The organism is Actinomadura livida (genome assembly GCF_014648675.1).
Classification (GTDB): domain Bacteria; phylum Actinomycetota; class Actinomycetes; order Streptosporangiales; family Streptosporangiaceae; genus Spirillospora; species Spirillospora livida.
On sequence record NZ_BMRO01000003.1, the window covers coordinates 365404 to 383736 of the forward strand.

General features: G+C 72.6%; 17 protein-coding genes. 7 read left to right on the forward strand and 10 right to left on the reverse strand.

The window, feature by feature from the left end; genetic code table 11:
• Window positions 1–1236 (reverse strand): preprotein translocase subunit SecA (locus IEZ03_RS37690; RefSeq protein WP_506269197.1); only part of this gene is annotated, 1236 nt, incomplete at its 3' end.
• A gap of 233 nt (window positions 1237–1469) precedes the next feature.
• Here IEZ03_RS37690 and IEZ03_RS38525 point away from each other — a divergent pair.
• Entirely contained in the window at window positions 1470–1604 is a 135-nt protein-coding gene (locus IEZ03_RS38525; RefSeq protein WP_268248526.1) for a hypothetical protein, read from the forward strand.
• 71 nt (window positions 1605–1675) lie between these two features.
• On the opposite strand, the gene IEZ03_RS08330 is transcribed toward IEZ03_RS38525, so the two are convergent.
• Window positions 1676–2902, reverse strand: a complete 1227-nt coding sequence (locus IEZ03_RS08330) for an ROK family transcriptional regulator (RefSeq protein WP_184886785.1) — start codon at window positions 2900–2902, stop codon at window positions 1676–1678.
• A 256-nt stretch (window positions 2903–3158) separates the two neighbouring features.
• On the opposite strand from IEZ03_RS08330, the gene IEZ03_RS08335 reads away from it, so the two are divergent.
• The 6 genes from IEZ03_RS08335 to IEZ03_RS08360 are packed head-to-tail and all read left to right on the forward strand — an operon-like array spanning window position 3159 to window position 9093.
• Complete coding sequence (locus IEZ03_RS08335) at window positions 3159–4427, forward strand: extracellular solute-binding protein (protein WP_184886787.1); 1269 nt, start codon at window positions 3159–3161, stop codon at window positions 4425–4427.
• A gap of 36 nt (window positions 4428–4463) precedes the next feature.
• A complete protein-coding gene (locus tag IEZ03_RS08340; RefSeq protein ID WP_184886789.1) occupies window positions 4464–5435 on the forward strand; it encodes a carbohydrate ABC transporter permease in 972 nt (323 codons plus the stop codon).
• A 50-nt stretch (window positions 5436–5485) separates the two neighbouring features.
• Window positions 5486–6325 carry a carbohydrate ABC transporter permease gene (locus tag IEZ03_RS08345; protein WP_184886791.1) on the forward strand — a complete coding sequence of 280 codons (840 nt, stop codon included), beginning with the start codon at window positions 5486–5488 and terminating at the stop codon, window positions 6323–6325.
• Window positions 6322–7779: a glycoside hydrolase family 3 protein gene (locus IEZ03_RS08350; RefSeq protein WP_229808137.1), complete on the forward strand. Its 1458-nt coding sequence runs from the start codon at window positions 6322–6324 to the stop codon at window positions 7777–7779. Before IEZ03_RS08345 ends, IEZ03_RS08350 begins: the two co-directional genes overlap by 4 nt.
• Before the next feature lie 50 nt (window positions 7780–7829).
• Entirely contained in the window at window positions 7830–8294 is a 465-nt protein-coding gene (locus IEZ03_RS08355) for an RrF2 family transcriptional regulator (protein WP_184886793.1), read from the forward strand.
• 16 nt (window positions 8295–8310) lie between these two features.
• Window positions 8311–9093: a DNA-formamidopyrimidine glycosylase family protein gene (locus IEZ03_RS08360; RefSeq protein WP_184886795.1), complete on the forward strand. Its 783-nt coding sequence runs from the start codon at window positions 8311–8313 to the stop codon at window positions 9091–9093.
• A 32-nt stretch (window positions 9094–9125) separates the two neighbouring features.
• On the opposite strand, the gene IEZ03_RS08365 is transcribed toward IEZ03_RS08360, so the two are convergent.
• The 8 genes from IEZ03_RS08365 to IEZ03_RS08400 all read right to left on the reverse strand — a co-directional run bounded on the left by IEZ03_RS08365 (window position 9126) and on the right by IEZ03_RS08400 (window position 18301).
• Entirely contained in the window at window positions 9126–9656 is a 531-nt protein-coding gene (locus IEZ03_RS08365) for a hypothetical protein (protein ID WP_184886797.1), read from the reverse strand.
• Between the two features lie 134 nt (window positions 9657–9790).
• Window positions 9791–10258, reverse strand: a complete 468-nt coding sequence (locus IEZ03_RS08370) for a Dps family protein (RefSeq protein ID WP_184886798.1) — start codon at window positions 10256–10258, stop codon at window positions 9791–9793.
• Window positions 10259–10386: 128 nt separating this feature from the next.
• Entirely contained in the window at window positions 10387–10740 is a 354-nt protein-coding gene (locus IEZ03_RS08375) for a helix-turn-helix domain-containing protein (protein WP_131950198.1), read from the reverse strand.
• A gap of 111 nt (window positions 10741–10851) precedes the next feature.
• Window positions 10852–12429, reverse strand: a complete 1578-nt coding sequence (locus IEZ03_RS08380; RefSeq protein ID WP_308427952.1) for a CinA family nicotinamide mononucleotide deamidase-related protein — start codon at window positions 12427–12429, stop codon at window positions 10852–10854.
• A 217-nt stretch (window positions 12430–12646) separates the two neighbouring features.
• Window positions 12647–13246 carry a CDP-alcohol phosphatidyltransferase family protein gene (locus IEZ03_RS08385; protein WP_184886802.1) on the reverse strand — a complete coding sequence of 200 codons (600 nt, stop codon included), beginning with the start codon at window positions 13244–13246 and terminating at the stop codon, window positions 12647–12649.
• Window positions 13243–14649, reverse strand: coding sequence for a 30S ribosomal protein S12 methylthiotransferase RimO (gene rimO / locus IEZ03_RS08390; protein ID WP_184886805.1), 1407 nt, complete (start codon window positions 14647–14649; stop codon window positions 13243–13245). The genes IEZ03_RS08385 and rimO overlap by 4 nt, the downstream gene beginning before the upstream one ends.
• Window positions 14650–14722: 73 nt before the next feature.
• Window positions 14723–15538, reverse strand: a complete 816-nt coding sequence (locus tag IEZ03_RS08395; protein WP_221480832.1) for a helix-turn-helix domain-containing protein — start codon at window positions 15536–15538, stop codon at window positions 14723–14725.
• A 120-nt stretch (window positions 15539–15658) separates the two neighbouring features.
• Window positions 15659–18301 (reverse strand): DNA translocase FtsK, encoded by a 2643-nt coding sequence (locus tag IEZ03_RS08400; protein WP_184886809.1) that lies wholly within the window; start codon window positions 18299–18301, stop codon window positions 15659–15661.
• Window positions 18302–18333 lie beyond the last annotated feature (32 nt).

Here is an 18333-nt window from a genome sequence, read left to right on the forward strand (position 1 = left end):
GACGAGCGCGACCTCCTTGTCGGCGGAGGTCGCGTACAGGCGGTCGGGCCGGTCCTCGCGGACGCAGGGCGTGTTCGGCGGGACCACCGCGATCTGCAGCGAGTAGAACTCGGTGAGCTGCGGCGCGACGGCCATCGCCGTGCCGGTCATGCCGCACCGGACGGGGTAGCGCCCGATCAGCTCCTGGACGGTGATCGAGTCGAGGATCTCGCCGCTGGGCGACGCCTCCAGGGCCTCCTTCGCCTCGACCGCGGCCTGCAGGCCGTCCGGCCAGCGCTGCAGCAGCGCCACCCGTCCCCGCGACTCGCTGATCAGCTTCACCGCGCCGTCCCGGACGATGTAGTCCACGTCCTTGTGGAGCAGGACCTCGGCGTGCAGGGCCACGTTCACGGCGGTGAGGGTGCGCAGGTGCTCGGGCGCGTAGAGGTCGACGTCCAGGACCCGCTCGACCTCGCGCGTCCCCTCCGCCGTGAGCTGGACGTTGCGGGCCTCCTCGTCGGTGGAGTAGTGCAGGCCGGGGCGCAGCCGGCGGACGAGGTCGGCGTAGCGGGGGTCGGCGGAGTCGAGGTCGGCGGCGCCGGCGAGGACGAGCGGCACCATCGCCTCGTCGACCAGCACCGAGTCGGCCTCGTCGATCAGCGCGACGGCGGGCTCGGGCTGGACGATGCCGTCCGGGTCGGTGGCGAGCCGGTCCCGGAGCAGGTCGAAGCCGATCTCGCTGACCGGCGCGTACGTCACGCCAGCCTGGTAGGCCGCACGGCGCTCGGCCGGCGTGGACGACTGGCCCACCCAGCCGACCGTCACGCCGAGCAGCTCGTACAGCGGGCCCATCCATTCGGCGTCGCGGCGCGCCAGGTAGTCGTTGACCGACATGACGTGGACCTGCCGGCCGCGCAGCGCGTACCCGGCCGCGGCGAGGGCGCCGGAGAGGGTCTTGCCCTCGCCGGTGGCCATCTCCGCGACGTGCCCGGACAGCAGCGCGAGCGTCCCGATGAGCTGCACGTCGAACGGCCGCTCGCCCAGCGCGCGGCGGGCGGCCTCCCGCCCGAGCGCGCAGAGTTCGGCGAGGTCCTCCTCCTCGCGGAGGACGGCCACGGCGGCGGTCAGCTCGGCGTCGGTGAGCTCCCGGACCCGGGACTCGCGCCGGCCGGCCTCGGCGACCAGGGCGCGGAACGGTGCGAGGTCGATGCTCCCCGGCTTCTGGACGAGCCGCCGCAGCCGGTCACGCAGCGCCATGGCGCCGCCTCATTTCATCGGTCACGGGTTCTCCCACGGCGGGTACGGTACTGCGGTCCCCTCCATGATCCCAGGGCGCCGCCCCCGGGTCGTCCCGGTGTGCACTCCGCACTTGGTCTGATCCCGATTTCATTCCTCAGACGGATCCGCCGGCCCCCTCGCGTTTGGAAGCATGAGTGCATCACGGGGTTTGCGGTGGCAGGGCGAGACGCCACCGCGGAACGGGGTTTCGCATGACACCTACGGCACGCAAGGCGGCCGCGATCCGGCGCAAGCGCCAGGTCATCAGCCGGACGGTCCTCGACCGTGCGATCACCGACCCGCGGCGGCACCCGCCGCGGCCGGTGGCGGCGGCGGCGGCCAAGTAGAACACCGCCGAGAAGCACGACAGGAACGCTCCATCGAGCGCCCCCACAGGTTGGGGGCGCTCTTCGCCTCCCTAGGACTCCCCCGACGCCGAGAAGACGTCGTCGCGCGCCCGTTCGAGTGCCGCGTGCAGGGCGCCGCGCAGGACCGGGTTGCCCTCCACCTCGGTCACCGCAACGGTCGGGCGGGTCGGGCTTATACGTCCGACGATCTCCTCGATGCGGGTGGCGAGGGGCTCCCCGCCGGCGCGGCCGAGGCTCCCGGACAGCACGACGAGCCCGGGGTCGAGGACGATGTTGACCGACGTCACGCCGTAGGAGATGCGGCGGGCCAGGTCGTCCAGGAACGCGCCGCCGCGGTCCTCGTCGGCCGCGGCCGCGCGGACGCACTCCACCGCGGTCGGCTCGGTGATGCCGTGCTCGTGGGCGAGGGCGCGGACCCCGTCCGCGCCGACCAGCGCGCCGTAGCCGCCCGCGAGGGTCGGGATCCCCCAGGACGTCGACTCGGTCACGCCCTCGTCGGCCGGGCCGCGCCGGGCGGCGCCGAGCGGCAGCGGCGCCCCGGGGACCGGCAGGTAGCCGATCTCCCCGGCGCCGCCGGAGCGGCCGCGGTGCAGCCGCCCGCCGAGCGTCACCGACATGCCCATGCCGCGGTCGAACCACATGAGGGCGAAGTCCTCGGCGTCGCGCGCGGCGCCGTACGCGCGCTCGGCGATGGCGGCGAGGTTCACGTCGTTCTCTATCGTCACCGGCCGCCGCAGGTCGGTCCGCAGCGCGGCGAGGACGCCCTCGTGCCAGGCGGGCAGGTCGAAGGAGAACTGGACGTCGCCGGACCTCGGGTCGACGACGCCCGGGGTGCCGATGACGAACGCGTTCAGCTTCGACAGCGCCACCTTCGCCGAGCGGCACGCCTTGACCACGGCGCTGTGCACCATCTTCACCGGCTCGTCGGCGCCGTTCGGGTCGACGGTGACCTGGGCGGCGATGTGGCCGGTGATGTCGGCGACGCCGGCGGTGACCCCGTCCGGCCCCACCTCCAGGCCCGCGACGTAGGCGCTGGACGGGACGACGGCGTACAGGGCGGCGTTCGGCCCGCGCCCGCCCGCCTGCGAGCCGACGACCGCGACGAGCCCGCGGTCCTCCAGCCGGGACAGCAGCTGGGACGCGGTCACCTTGGACAGCCCGGTGTGCTCGCCGATCTGCGCGCGGGTCAGCGGCCCCTGCCCGACGAGCAGGTCCAGCGCCGCGCGGTCGTTGAGTTCACGCAGCAGCCTCGGCGTTCCCGGGCGGTTGGCGGCCATGCGATACCCCTCGAAGTCTCAATCCGCTAACGAGCAGTTTTGTTTAGGAAAGTTTCTTGTTAGTTTACGCCCAAGCGCCAACTGGTCCGCACCCCGGGCAGGGGGCGCTCGCAGAGCGCCGACTGGCGAGCAGGGCGCCCGCGTGCGATGCGAACGCGAGAGGGGCATGGCTGGGACCCTAAAGGGTCCGGGCCGTCCCCACTCGCACCGCACAGGCCACCAGGCCGCGCGAGGCGATGCCGGAAAGGATCCCCCAGTGAAGTTCATCAAGGTTGCGGCCGCGGCGGCCGCGATCGCCCTGGCCGCCACGGCCTGCGGCGGCGAAGACGGCGACGGGGCCGGCGCGGGCAAGGACCCCGCGCAGCTCAAGGTCTGGATGATGGGCGAAGGAACCCCGGAGCAGACCGAGTTCCTCGACGCCGTCGAGGCCGACTTCAAGGCCGAGCACCCCGACACCGACGTCCAGATCAAGTACGTGCCGTGGCCGCAGGTCGCCACCACGTTCCAGAAAGCGGCCGCCGGGGGCGAAGGCCCCGACGTGACCGAGATCGGCAACACCGACGTCCAGTCCCACATCGCCCAGGGCAACCTCGCCGACATCACGGACGAGTTCAAGGGCTGGGCCGACGGCAAGACGCTCAACAAGACCGCCCTCGGCAACGACCAGGCGGACGGCAAGACCTACGCGGTGCCGTGGTACGGCGGCGTGCGGGGCGTCTGGTACCGCACCGACTGGTTCCAGGAGCTCGGCATCCAGCAGCCCAAGAACTGGGCCGAGCTGACCGCGGCGGCGAAGAAGATCCAGGACGAGAAGAAGGTCCCGGGAATCGGCGTCCCGAGCGACCAGACCAACGCGCTGCTCAGCTTCATCTGGGGCAACGACGGCACGGTCGCCGTCCAGGACAACGGGCAGTGGAAGGGCCGGCTGGACCAGCCGCAGGCCGTCGAGGCGGTGAACTTCTACGCCGGCCTCGTCGCCAAGGAGAAGGTCGCCCCCGAGAAGTACGTCGGCAAGAACGAGCTGGAGGGCCCGCAGCGCGACTTCGCGCTCGGCAAGCTCGGCATGTACTTCGACGGCAGCTGGGCGCTCAAGGAGATGAAGAAGATCGCCGACAAGGACGCCGGCAAGTGGGGCGTCTTCCCGATCCCGACCAAGGCGGGCGGCAACGCGCCGGTCATGGCGGGCGGGTCCGACCTCGGCGTCTGGGCCGACAGCGAGGCCAAGGCCGCGGCCTTCGACTACATCACGATCCTGAACAACGCCAAGCACGCCAAGGCGTGGGCCGACTACAGCGGCTTCTCGTCCATGCGCTCGGACGTGAAGTTCTCCGACCCGAAGCTCGCGGTGTTCACCGACATCGCCGCCAACACCCAGTTCCCGCCGATCAGCGCCGGCTGGGGCGAGTTCGAGCAGGCCAAGAAGGTGCTGCCGAACGCGGTCAAGGCGATCATGCAGGGCGCACCGGCCGAGGCGGAGCTGAAGAAGGCGAACGAGCAGGCCAATACCCTGCTCAACGCGTCGTAGCCCGCCGCCTCGTCACCTCGGCTGATCGGACCGTCCATGCTCGACACCGCTCCCGCGGTGCGGAAGCCGCCCGGCCGGAGAACCTCCGGCCGGGTGCGCCTCCGCCGCAGGCCCCGACTCGGGCCCTACCTGCTGATCGCGCCCACCGTCGCCGTGATCGCCGTCCTGATGTTCTGGCCGATGCTCCAGATCGGGATCATGTCGTTCCAGAAGGTCGGCAACCGCCAGCTGCGCGGCGAACCGGCCGAGCAGGTGGGCACCGGGAACTTCGAGAAGATCCTCAACGACCCGTTCTTCTGGCAGACCCTCAAGCACACCGTGCTGTTCGCCGCCGTCGCGGTGACCCTCACCCTGGTCATCGGGACGCTGGTGGGGCTGCTGCTCAACAAGCTCGGCAAGCGGATGTCGGCCTTCGTGGCCGGCGGCGTGATGATCGCGTGGGCGACCCCGCCGGTCACCGCCGCGATCATCTTCTCCTGGCTGTTCGGCTCGACCGGCGGCCTCGTCAACTGGACGCTGGACATGCTGCCCGACGCCCTCGTCGGCGGCGGGTGGAGCGACCACAACTGGTTCGCGACGCCGCTGTCCACCTACACGGTCCTCACCGTGTGCGTCGTCTGGCAGGCGTGCCCGTTCATCGCCGTGTCGGTCCTGGCGGGGCTGAAGAGCGTGCCGGGCGAGCTGTACGAGGCGGCCCGGGTGGACGGGTCGGGGCCGTGGCGGACGTTCTGGAGCATCACCTACCCGATGCTCAAGCCGATCTTCCTCGTGCTGGTCGTCATGTCGATCATCTGGGACTTCAAGGTCTTCACCCAGCTGTTCATCATGTCCGGGATGGCGAACCGCGACGCGTTCAACCTGTCGCTCTACGCCTACTCCGAGGCGTTCGGCTCGCTGAATCCGAAGCTCGGAATGGGATCGGCGATCGCGCTGGTGCTGACGGTCATCCTCCTCGTGGTGACCGCCCTGTACGTGCGCGTCATGGTGCGGCAGGGGGAGACGAGATGAGACTCACGACCGCGAAGCGGCCGGGGGGCGCGGGGGGTCGTCCCCCCACGATGAGACGGCTGACCCGCAAGATCCTCCTGAACGGGACGGGGCTGCTCGTCTTCGTCCTCGCGGTCTTCCCCGTCTTCTGGATGGCGTCGACCGCGTTCAAGCCGAACACCGAGATCTTCAGCACGACACCGAAGCCCTTCCCCGTCGACCCGACGCTGGAGCACTTCGACCTGGTGCTGAACGGCCGCATCGCGGAGGTCTCCTTCTGGGAGTACTTCCGCAACAGCGCGCTGCTGGCCATCGCCACCGTCCTCGTGTCGGGCCTGCTCGCGCTGATGGCCGCGACCGCCGTGGCCCGCTTCCGCTTCCGGTTCCGCACGACCTTCCTCGTCATGCTGATCGTGGTGCAGATGGTGCCGCTGGAGGCGCTGGTCATCCCGCTGTTCCTGGACCTGAAGACGCTCGACCTGCTCAACAGCCTCGGCGGGCTCACGCTCGTCTACATCGGCTTCGCCGTGCCGTTCGCGATCTGGATGCTGCGCGGGTTCGTCGCCGCGGTGCCGCGCGAGCTGGAGGAGGCCGCCGCGATCGACGGCGCCGGGCCGGTCCGGACGTTCTTCACCGTCATGCTCCCGCTCGTCGCCCCCGGACTGGTGGCGACCAGCATCTTCTCCTTCATCACCGCCTGGAACGAGTTCATCTTCGCCTACACGTTCCTGAACGACCAGGACAAGTACACCCTCCCGATCATGCTGCAGTTCTTCTTCGGCCGCAGCGGCAACGCCTGGGGGCCCATCATGGCAGCGTCCACGCTGCTCACCATTCCCGTCATCGCCTTCTTCCTCCTCGTCCAGCGCCGCATGGTGTCCGGCCTCACCGCCGGGGCGGTGAAGGGGTGACGACCGACGACATCGCGACCGCACCGGACATCGCCCGGCTGGCGCGCGGCACGCTGCTCCCGTCCTTCCCCGGCGCGACCGCGCCCCGCTGGCTGCTGGACGAGCTGGAGGCCGGCCTCGCCGGCGTCACGCTGTTCGCCCTCACCGGCAACGTGCCGAGCCCGGAGTCCCTCGCCGCGCTCACCGCGCAGCTGCGCAAGGCCGGCGACCCGTTCGTGGCGATCGACGAGGAGGGCGGCGACGTCACCCGCCTCGGCGGCCACCGGTCGGGCAGTCCCTACCCGGGCAACGCCGCGCTCGGCGCCGTCGACGACCCGGAGCTGACCCGGCGGGTCTACCGCTCGCTGGGCGCGGAGCTGGCAGAGGTCGGCGTCAACGTCAACTTCGCGCCGTCGGTGGACGTCAACACCGCCGACGACAACCCCGTGATCGGCACCCGCTCGTTCGGCTCCGACCCCGGCCTCGTCGCGCGGCACGCCGCCGCGTCCGTCGCCGGGACGCAGGAGGCGGGCGTCGCGGCGTGCGCGAAGCACTTCCCGGGCCACGGCGCCACCGTGGACGACTCCCATCTGTCCGTCCCGCTCGTCGACGCCGGCCTGGACCTGCTGGAGCGCCGCGAGCTGGTGCCGTTCCGGGCGGCGATCGAGGCCGGCACCGGCGCGGTGATGACCGGGCACCTGAACCTGCCCGCGATCACCCGCGGGGTCCCGGCGACGCTGTCCCCCGAGGCGATCACCGGGCTGCTGCGCGAGCGGCTCGGCTACCAGGGGGTGATCGTCACCGATGCGCTCGACATGGAGGGCGCGAGCGGCGCGATCGGCATCCCGGAGGCATCGGTGCGGGCGCTCGTCGCGGGCGCCGACCTGCTGTGCCTCGGCCCGAACGAGCACGCCGAGACCGTCCGGGCGACGCTCGCCGCCATCGGCGGCGCCGTGCGGACCGGGCGGCTGTCGCCGGAGCGGCTGCGGGACGCCGCGGAGCGCACCGGCCGGCTCCGGGAGTGGCTCGCCGGGCGCCCGCCCGCCGCGGTCGACCGCGCCGCCGGGCTGGAGGGCGCCCGCCGCGCCGTCCGGGTGCGGGGGGCGCTGCCCGGCTGGAACGGGGCGCCGCTGGTCGTGGAGACGGAGTCGGCGGGGAACATCGCGGTCGGCCCGACCCCGTGGGGCCTGCACCCGTGGGCGCCCGACGCCGTCCGGGCCGACGGGGCGGACGGGACGGCCGAGCGGGTGCTCAAGGACGCCGCCGGGCGCGGCCTGGTGGTCGTCCTGCGGGACGCGCACCGGCACGCGGGCCAGCGGGCCCTCACCACGGCGCTGCTGACCGCCCGGCCCGACACGGTGGTGGTGGAGATGGGCCTGCCCGTCTGGCGCCCCGAGTCGGCCGTCTACGTCGCCACCTACGGCGCCGCCGCCGCGAACGCCCAGGCGGCGGCCGAACTGCTGGGGCTCTGCTAGCGGACGGCGGCCGAACCCGAGTGGTCCGATCGGCAAGGGATAATGCTCATATGCGATTGTCCGCCCGGGTCGACTACGCGTTGCGCGCCGCCGCCGAGCTGGCGGTCGCCGGGAGCCGCCCGGTGACCGCCGTCCAGCTCGCCGAGAAGCAGCAGATACCGCCCAAATTCCTCGAGAACATCCTCGGCCAGCTGCGCCGGTCCGGTCTCATCCGGAGCCAGCGCGGCCCCGAGGGCGGCTACTGGCTGGCGCGGCCGGCCGGGGACATCTCCCTCGCCGACATCATCCGCGCCATCGACGGGCCGCTGCTCGGCGTCCGCGGGGAGCGCCCCGAGCACGTCGGGTACGAGGGGCCCGCGCGTTCCCTGCAGGAGGTGTGGATCGCGCTGCGCGCCAGCGAGCGCGCCATCCTGGAGCGGGTCAGGCTCTCGCACATCGCCGCCGGCGAGCTGCCCGAGCCCGTCCGCAAGCTGACCGAGGACCCGGCCGCATGGGAGAGCCCCTCGCTGATCTGAGCGCCCCGGAGGTGACATGCCGGAGGGCGATGTCGTCTGGCTGACCGCCCGGCGCCTGCGCGAGGCGCTCGCCGGGCGGCGGCTGACGCGCTCGGACTTCCGCGTCCCCCGGTACGCGACCGCCGACCTGCGCGGGCGGACGGTGCTGGACGCCGTGTCCCGGGGCAAGCACCTCCTCGTGCGCGTGGAGGGCGGGCTGACCGTCCACACGCACCTGATGATGGACGGGCGCTGGCGGGTACGCCCCGCCGGTCCCGTGCCGCGCGACCACCGGGTGCGGCTCGTGCTGGAGAACGCGGAGTGGCAGGCCGCCGGCTACTCCCTCGGCCTGGTCGAGCTGCTGCGCACCGCCGAGGAGGACAAGGCCGTCGGCCACCTCGGCCCCGACCTGCTGGACCCGGCGTGGGACGCCGAGGCGGCCGCCGAGGCGGTCGCCCGGCTCGGCGAGCAGCCCGCCCGGCCGATCGGCGAGGCGCTGCTCGACCAGACGCGGCTCGCCGGGATCGGCAACGTCTACAAGGCCGAGATCCTCTTCCTGCGGGGCGTCGGCCCGTGGACCCCTGTCGGGGACGTGCCCGGCCTGCCGGCGCTGGTGGAGCTCGCTCACCGGCTCCTGGACGCCAACAAGGAGCGGCACGGCCACATCACCACCGGCGACCTGGGGCGCGGCCGCGAGCACTGGGTGTACGGGCGGGCGGGACGCCCGTGCCGGCGCTGCGGCACCCGCGTCGAGCGGGACCACCAGGGGGCGCAGGCGGGTGAGCGCGTCACGTACTGGTGCCCGCACTGCCAGCCGTGACCGCACTGCCGCCCGTGACCGCCGGGCCGGGGTCAGGCGGCCGTCACGGTGCCGTCCGCGACGGTCAGCACCACCTGCGGGGCGCCCTCATCGCAGTCCGGGCCGTTCGGGTACGTCGCCTTCGGAGTGACGTCGAGCCGCCGGTCGACGAGCACGCGGCCACCGGCGTCGCGGAGCTCGAGCGTCACCTGCACGGGCGCCTTCGGGAGGCCCTCCACCACCGCGAATCCGGTCTTGCCTCCGTCGGGTGACGCGGAGGCCGCGCAGACCGCGTCCGGCTCCTCGCCCTCGCAGCCCAGCGGGACGCTCGTCGAGGACGGCCCCAGCCCGATTCCGGGCTCCCGGCACGTCCCGTCCCAGCACACCCGCAGCGACGCGGACGCGACGCGCGCCGCGTCGGGATGCCGCACCACGACGCTCATCCCGGGCGACGAACCGATCATCGTGCATTCCGCGCCTGCGCCTTCCGCGCCGCAGGCGGCGACGGCGAGCAGCGCGGCGCCGAGCGCCCCGGACGCCAGCAGCGAGGACCTCGTGGGCGGAACCCTCCGCGTATCGGCCATCCTTCATAATCCCCGCAATCGGGACGGGCCGCACGGGGAGCCGCGAAAAGGCCCCGGCCCCGCCGGTGTCGGCGGGGCCGGGGCCTTGTTTCACGCGGGAGCCGTCAGGCGCGCCGGGCCGGAGCCCGGAGATCTCAGGTCTGCGCCTGGAACATCCAGTGCTGCTTCTCCAGCTCGGCCGTGATGCTGATGAGCAGGTCCTGGGTGACCTGGTCCGGCTCGTCGGTCGCGGCGATGCGCTCGCGGAACCGCTCGATCAGCTGCGCGAGGAGGTCGGTGATCGCGGCGACGACCTTGTCGTCGTCGAGGTAGCCGGCCTCCAGCTGCGGCAGCTTGGTGCGGTCCGCGACCGTGCGGGCACGGCCGTCGGGGTTCACGCCGATCGCGACGGCGCGCTCGGCCACGTCGTCCTGCCCGGTCCGGGCGAGGGCCACGACTTCGTCCAGGTGCTCGTGGACGACCTTGAAGTTGCGCCCCACGAGGTTCCAGTGCGCCTGCTTGGCCACCAGAGACAGATCGATGAGGTCGACGAGAGCGCCCTGCAGGGCCTCTCCGACCACCTTCAGGGATTCATCGGACAGCGGGCTCTTGACCGTCGCCATGGGTGGGCTCCTTCCGCATTGTTCCGGTTATCCGTTACAACACGGGAGCCTCCCCGCGAATGCCGTGTTCATGCGTGAGGCCGCGCACACCCGCGGCCCGGTTCGGGCATGAACACGCCAAGTGCGGCTCAGGCGGCGACCATGTCCGGCCGGAGTTCGCCGGTGATCTCCTCGGGGGTCTCCGGAATGCTCTCGGCCGAGATGCGCTCGTGCTCGGGCGCGCCGGCCATGACGGGCTCGTGCTGCAGCTCGGCGAGCGCCAGCTGGTCCGCGACGTCCCTCAGGACGTGCGACAGCGGGACCCCCAGGGCCTTGCAGATCGAGGAGAGCAGCTCCGAGGAGGCCTCTTTCTGCCCCCGTTCGACCTCGGACAGGTAGCCGAGTGACACCCGCGCCGCCGCGGACACCTCACGGAGGGTGCGTCCCTGGCGCAGCCGCAGCTGCCGCAGTACGTCACCGAGCAGCTGGCGAAGCAGGACCATCGTCTCGCTCCCTCCCTCAGTTCGGACCATCTGCCGGTTCCACCGTACCCGGCTTGACGGCGAGCATGGCAGACCGTTGATTTCGTGTTCGCTGGGAACGTAACGCTGTAATCACCCCAGATCTTCCCGGTGTGCTTGAGCCTGCTCGCTCCCGCCCGTCACGTCAAGCCCGAGCAAAACGCGTCTCAGCAGGTCAAGAGCGTGCACGACCGTCATCCGCCTGATCACCGGGCGGACCTCGGGCCCGCCTTCCGGCACGGGGAGTTTCGGACTGACCACGATGCGCGAATCCCCGGGTCCGGCCACGCCGATATAGACCGTTCCCACCGGCCGGCCGTCCTGCGGATCCGGACCGGCCACCCCCGTCACGGCGAGACCGTAGGTCGCGCCGAGGGCGTCCCGCACACCCGCGGCCATCGCGGCGGCCACGTCCGGGTGGACGGCCCCGTGCTCGGCCAGCAGGTCCTCCGGTACGCCCAGCGCGCGCTCCTTCAGCTCGGTCGCGTACGTCACCATCCCGCCCGCGAACGTGGCGGACGCCCCGGGCGCCTTGGTCAGCTCCGCGCCGATGAGGCCGCCGGTCAGCGACTCCGCGGTGGCGACCGTCTCCGAACGACCGGCGAGCAGCCGGTGGACGACGAGGTAGAGCGTCTCGTCGCCGGCCCCGTACACCGCCGGGCCCAGCAGCACCCGCACGCGCGCCTCGACGCCGTCCAGCCGCGTCGCGGCGTCGTCGCCGGACACCGTGATCCGGACGCTCACCTCGGCGGGGTCGGGCAGGTACGCGAGTTCGACCTCGTCCGCCTCCTCGACCTCGGCGAGGAGGGTCGCCATCTCCGACTCCCACATCCCGGCGGTGTGCACCACCCGGCGCGCGACCGCGGGCAGCCCGGCGGAGCGGGCCAGCTCCGGCAGCACGACCTCGTCCATGATCGTGCGCATCTCGAACGGGACGCCGGGCAGCGCGTAGACGACCCCGCCGGACAGCTCGACGCGCAGGCCGGGGGCCGAGCCGGCCGAGTTGCCGAGGATCCGCGCGCCCTCGGGGACGTCGGCCATGCGCAGCGCCACGGGCTTCAGCTCGCGCCCGGCCCTGGCGACGCGTTCGCGGAGCCTCCGCTCCAGCGCCGCGTCCCGGACGAGCGCGACGCCCGCCGCCTTGGCGAGGGCGTCCCTGGTCAGGTCGTCGTAGGTGGGGCCGAGGCCGCCGGTGGTGATGACCGCGTCCGCCCGGCCGAGCGCGGCGTCCACCGCCTCGATGATCACGTCGAGTTCGTCGCCGACGACCACGCTGCGGGTGACCCGCACCCCGTGGTCGGCGAGCCTGCGCCCGAGCCACGCGGCGTTCCCGTTGACCGTGTCGCCGAGGAGCAGCTCGTCCCCGACGGTGAGCAGTTCGACCCGCATCGCGCCCCTCTCGCCCTTCCCGCAGGCACGGCCCGGGCCCCCGGACCGGCGTCCCGAATCTACCGGGGACCACCCCGCGAATCCGCCCCGGGCGGGCGCCGGACGACGATCCCGGCCCCTTCCCGGTTGACCGGGAAAACGACCGGTTGAGGACGCGGCCGCGCCGCCCCGATCGCACCGGTCCAAACGGTACTTCGTCCGATTTCCCCGTTTACTCGGTCGCGAAAAGCGGAGGCCGCGCATTGTGTTCCGCGCCACGGCCGCCCCCGCCACTGCGCGCATCGGGGCAGGCGACCGAAGCACGCATCGGCACCGCGTACCGTTGGCCCCGGGTCCACCGATCGGCGGACGCGCAGGTCACGTTGTGAGTCAAAACTCATTCGGCCGATTCGTCGGCTCGCCCTTTCGCGAGGGATAATCGACCAGCGCGGCGCCCGCGAACGGGGCTGCGGGGCCACGACCGGGGTGGGCGTGGTCCCGCAGCCCACCTTCAATCCGTTCAGGCGGCCTCAGGTGACTCGGCCGCGCCCCGCTGCTTCCACGCCTGCACCACGTAGTCGATGCCGGTGCCCACCGTGACGATCAGCGCGGCGGCCATCGCGGCCCAGCGGAGGTAGTCCAAGGGGCCGGGCAGCAGGTACAGGCCGATGGCGATCACCTGGAGCATCGTCTTCAGCTTCCCGCCCTTGCTCGCCGGGATGACGCTCCGCCGGATCAGCACGAACCGCATCACCGTGATGCCGACCTCGCGGATCACGATGGCGGCCGTCACCCACCACCACAGCTCCCCCATCAGCGACAGGCTGATCAGCGCCGCCCCGGTGAGCGCCTTGTCCGCGATGGGGTCGGCGATCTTGCCGAAGTCGGTGACCAGCCCGCGGGCCCGCGCGATGTCACCGTCGATCTTGTCGGTGATGGACGCGGCGGCGAACACGGCGAACGCCGCGAGGCGCCAGCCGGTGCCGTCCAGGAACAGCAGCCACACGAACACCGGGACCAGGGCGATCCGGAGCAGGGTCAGCGCGTTGGCGATGTTCCAGACACCGGCGGGGGGCGGGTCGTGGGAGCCCGCGACCGGTTCCGGGGTGCCGGCGATCACGACACGTCCGCGATCAGGTCCACGCCCTCGCTGCCGGTGACGCGGGCCGTGACGATCTCGCCGAGCGCGAGCCCCGCGCCGCGGACCCGGACCGTCCCGTCCACCTCCGGCGCCTGGTGCTCGGCGCGCCCCTCGACGTCGCCCTCCTCGGTCTTGTCCTCCAGCAGGACGCGCACCTCCGTGCCGACGCGGTCCTCGGCGCGCTGCGCGGTCAGCTCCTCGGCGAGGCTCGTCAGCTCCTCGACCCTTGCGGCGACTTCGGCGGGGTCGAGCTTGCCGTCCAGGGCCGCGGCCTCGGTGCCCTCCTCGTCGGAGTAGCCGAACACGCCGACCGCGTCCAGCCGCGCCGCGGTGAGGAACTCCGCCAGCTCCTCGAAGTCGTCCTCGGACTCGCCGGGGAACCCGACGATGAAGTTGGACCGCACGCCCGCCTCGGGCGCGAGCCGCCGGATCTGGTCGAGCAGCCCCAGGAACCGCTCCCGGTCGCCGAACCTGCGCATCGACCGCAGCACCGGGCCGCTCGCGTGCTGGAACGACATGTCGAAGTACGGGGCGACGCCCGGCGTGCCGCAGATCGCCTCGATGAGCCCCGGCCGCGTCTCGGCGGGCTGCAGGTAGCTGACCCGCACCCGCTCGACGCCGTCCACGGCGGCGAGGCCGGGGAGCAGCTTCTCCAGCGCCCGCAGGTCGCCGAGGTCCTTGCCGTAGGACGTGGAGTTCTCGCTGACGAGGACCAGCTCGCGGACGCCGTGCCCGGCGAGCCAGCGGGCCTCCTCCAGGACCTCCGCCGGGGGCCGCGACACGTACGCGCCGCGGAAGGCGGGGATGGCGCAGAACGTGCAGCGCCGGTCGCAGCCGGACGCCAGCTTCAGCGGCGCGACCGGCCCGCCGCCGAGCCGCCGCCGCAGCACCCGCGGCCCGGAGGCCGGCGGCACGCCGTCGGGCAGCTCGTCCCCGTGCCCCGGGATCGCCGCCTGCGCCGCGGACCGCTCGACCGGGCTGATCGGCAGCAGCGTCCGCCGGTCGCGCGGCGTGTGCGCCTCTCGGCGGCGGCCCGCCAGGACGTCGTCGAGCCGCTCGCCGATCCCGGCGTAGTCGTCGAAGCCGATGACCGCGTCGGCCTCCGGGAGCGCCTCGGCCAGCTCCTTGCCGTACCGCTCGGCCATGCAGCCGGCGGCGACCACCTTCGCGCCGGAGTCGTGCGCGGCCAGCAGCGTGTCGATGGAGTCCTTCTTGGCCGCCTCGATGAACCCGCAGGTGTTGACGACCACCACGTCGGCGCCGTCCGCGCCTTCGGTCAGGTCCCACCCCGCGTCCTCCATGCGCGCGGCGAGCTCCTCGGAATCGACCTCGTTGCGGGCGCAGCCGAGCGTGATGAGTGAGACCTTGCGGCGAGTCGACATGACCCTAAGGTAATGGGCCCGGTAGCCCGGACCGACCAGCGACCCGAGATCCCGCACCGCCGCCGGGCGCCGGTCAGGCCGGTTCGGGGTCGTTCCTGTCGAAGCTCAGCCGCTGCACGCCCCCGCCCTCGCCGGGCGAGCCGAGTTCCTTGCCGTTGACGGTGAGGTCGACGCTTCCGCCGACGCCGATCACGAGCCGGATCCGCTTCTTCGCCGTCCAGTCCTTGACGTCGCCCTTGTTGAGCATGCCGCTGAACAGCGTCCGGCCCTTGTCGTCCTGGGCGTTCAGCCACGTCGTGCGCTTGGCCGCGACCTGCACCTCGACCTTGGTGCGCGGTGCCGCCGCCACCGGGTCGCTGCTCTCCGGCGACGCGGACGGCGCGGGCGCGGGCGCCGCGGGGGCGGGGGTCCCGGCGACCTGCTGGGCGGTGCGCCGCTCGCCGCCGCCGTCGTGCCCGATCACCTGGACGACGCCGTAGACCACCACGAACGCGAGAGCGAGCGCCATCGCGGCGCTCCAGTTCGGCGCCCGGCGCTCCCGGAACGCGACCGGCTGCTCCGGCTCGAACGCCGACACCGCCGAGACGGGCTGCGGCGCGCCGCCGTGCGTGGCGTCGAACTCGGCGACGAGCGGCTCCGGGTCGATGCCGATCACGCGGGACACGCTGCGGATGTGCCCGCGGGCGTAGAAGTTCCCGCCGCAGAAGGAGAAGTCGTCGGCCTCCATGCCCCGGATCACGGTCTCCCGGATCCGCGTCTGGAGACTCACCTGTGTCACCGAGAGACCCGCCCGCTGACGCTCCTCCGCCAAGGTCTCACCGATGCTCACGCCGGGCCTCCAGGGCAGTCGTCCGCTGATCTCCTGCGACACCAGTCTAGGAACGGCCATGCCCGCTGGGCGACAGCCGACACGTTCGAAACAGGGCAAGATTTCGCATCATTCCGCCATGCGTCGGCATCCCGCCGGTCGCCGCGCCCCGGCCCCCGCCCGGCCGTCTCCCGGGCGGGCTCAGCCTCCGCCGCGCAGCTCCGCGAGCACCCCGGGGAGATCGTCCGGCTTGGTCAGCACGTCCCGCGCCTTGGACCCCTCGCTGGGGCCGACGATGTCGCGGCTCTCCATCAGGTCCATCAGGCGGCCCGCCTTCGCGAACCCGACGCGGAGCTTGCGCTGCAGCATCGACGTCGACCCGAACTGGGTGGACACGACCAGCTCGATGGCCTGGACGAGCAGGTCCATGTCGTCGCCGATCTCCTCGTCGATCTCCTTCTTCGGCGCGCCCGCCGCGGCGACGTCCTCCCGGTAGCTCGCCTCCATCTGCCCCTTGCAGTGGTCGACGATCCCGTGGATCTCCTTCTCCGCCACGTAGGCGTTCTGGATGCGCATGGGCTTGCTCGCGCCCATCGGCAGGAACAGCGCGTCGCCCTGCCCGACGAGCTTCTCCGCGCCGGGCTGGTCGAGGATGACGCGGCTGTCGGACAGCGACGACGTCGCGAACGCCAGCCGGGACGGCACGTTCGCCTTGATGAGCCCGGTGACGACGTCCACCGAGGGCCGCTGCGTCGCCAGCACCAGGTGGATGCCGGCGGCGCGGGCGAGTTGGGTGATGCGGACGACCGAGTCCTCCACGTCGCGCGGCGCGACCATCATCAGGTCGGCCAGCTCGTCCACGATGACCAGCATGTACGGGTACGGCGTGTAGACGCGCTCGCTGCCGGGCGGCGCGGTCAGCTTGCCCGCCTTCACCGCCTTGTTGAAGTCGTCGATGTGCCGGTACCCCGACGCGGCCAGGTCGTCGTAGCGGCGGTCCATCTCGCCGACGACCCAGTCGAGGGCCTCGGCGGCCTTCTTCGGGTTGGTGATGATCGGGGTGATCAGGTGCGGGATGCCCTGGTACATCGTCAGCTCGACCCGCTTGGGGTCCACCAGGATCATCCGGACCTCGTCGGGGGTGGCGCGCATCAGGATCGAGGTGATGAGCCCGTTGATGCAGGTCGACTTGCCCGCGCCGGTCGCGCCCGCGATGAGGATGTGCGGCATCTTCGCCAGGTTCGCGACGACCGTGCGTCCCTCGACGTCCTTGCCGAGCCCGACGATCATCGGGTGGTGCTCGTTGGTCGCGGCGGGCGAGCGCAGCACGTCGCCGAGGCTGACGATGTCCTTGTCGGTGTTGGGGATCTCCACGCCGATCGCCGACTTGCCGGGGATCGGGGAGATGATGCGCACGTCGGCGCTCTTGACCGCGAGCGCGATGTTCTTGGTGAGCGCGGTGACCTTCTCGACCTTCACCGCGGGGCCGAGCTCGATCTCGTACCGGGTGATGGTCGGGCCGCGGGTGAAACCGGTGACCTGCGCGTCGATGTCGAACTGCTCCAGCACGCCGGTGAGCGCGTTCACGACCGTGTCGTTGGCCTTGGTGCGCGCCTTGGTGACGGTGCCGGGCCGCAGCTCCGACGGGTCGGGCAGCACGTAGATCTCGCCGGACGACGACAGCGGCAGCTGCTCGGAGCGGCGCGGGCCGGGCGTCGGGTCCGGCACCTCGGGGAGCAGCACGTCCCCGCCTGCCCCTTGCTCGGCGGGGTGCTCGTCCACCGGGTGCTCGTCCACCGGCGGCTCGTCGTCGGCGGGCGGCGCGGGCGGCGGGACGTCCGACCGGAACGGGTCCGGTTCGAACAGCTCGTCGGCGAGGTCGCGCCGCGGGCGGCCAGGCGGCTTCGGCTCGTCCTCCAGCAGCGGCGTGTCGTAGGGCCGGGAGTGCTCGCCGACCTCCAGCTCGTCCGGGGCCTCGTCGTCGGACTTCTTCTTCCGGCGGCGCTTCTTCGGCGCCTCAGGCTCGTCCTGGTCGCCGGAGCCGGTCTCACGCTGCGGGCGCCCTTGCAGCGTGGCCACGGCCCACAGCTCGGCGCACCGGTCGGGGACCCGGTTGACGGGGGTCGCGGTGACGACGAGGAGCCCGAACCCGGACAGGAGCAGCAGCAGCGGCACCGCGACCCATCCGCTGAGCGCCGCCTCCAGGGGCGCCGACACCAGCCAGCCGACCACACCGCCGGAATCGCGCACCCCTTCCATGTCCGCCGCGGGTGAGGGGACGCCCGCCGCGATGTGCAGGATGCCGAGCACGCCGACGGTGAGGGCGGTCATGCCGATGACGATGCGGCCGGTGTCCTCGTGGTGCTCGGGGTGGCGCAGCGTCCGCCACGCCAGCAGGGCCAGCAGCACGGGCAGCGCCATCGCGATGATGCCGAGGCCGCCGCGCGCCACCTTCTCCAGCGCGATCGTGACGACGCCGTCCGGCCGGAACCAGGTGACCGAGGCCAGCACGATGGACGAGCCGAGCAGCGCGAGCCCCAGCCCGTCGCGGCGGTGCTCCGGGTCGAGGTTGCGGGCGCCGTGCCCGTAGGCGCGGAAGATCGAGCCCACCGCGACGGCCGCGAGCAGGTACAGCTTGAACAGCAGCTTGAAGAACCCGAGGACCGCCTGGGAGATCGGGTCGGGCTTCTGCGGGGGGCGCCCCCGGCCCGTGCCGCGGCTCCCACCCTTCCCGGTGCCGCTCGGCCGCTTCCGGGGGGTGGACCGTGCCGCGGGCTTGCGGGCCGCGTTGCCCCCCGCACGCGAGGAGGACCGCTTCGCGCCCCCAGACGTACGTGTGGCCATGGTTATGAGAGTAACCAAGGACCCCGGAGGTT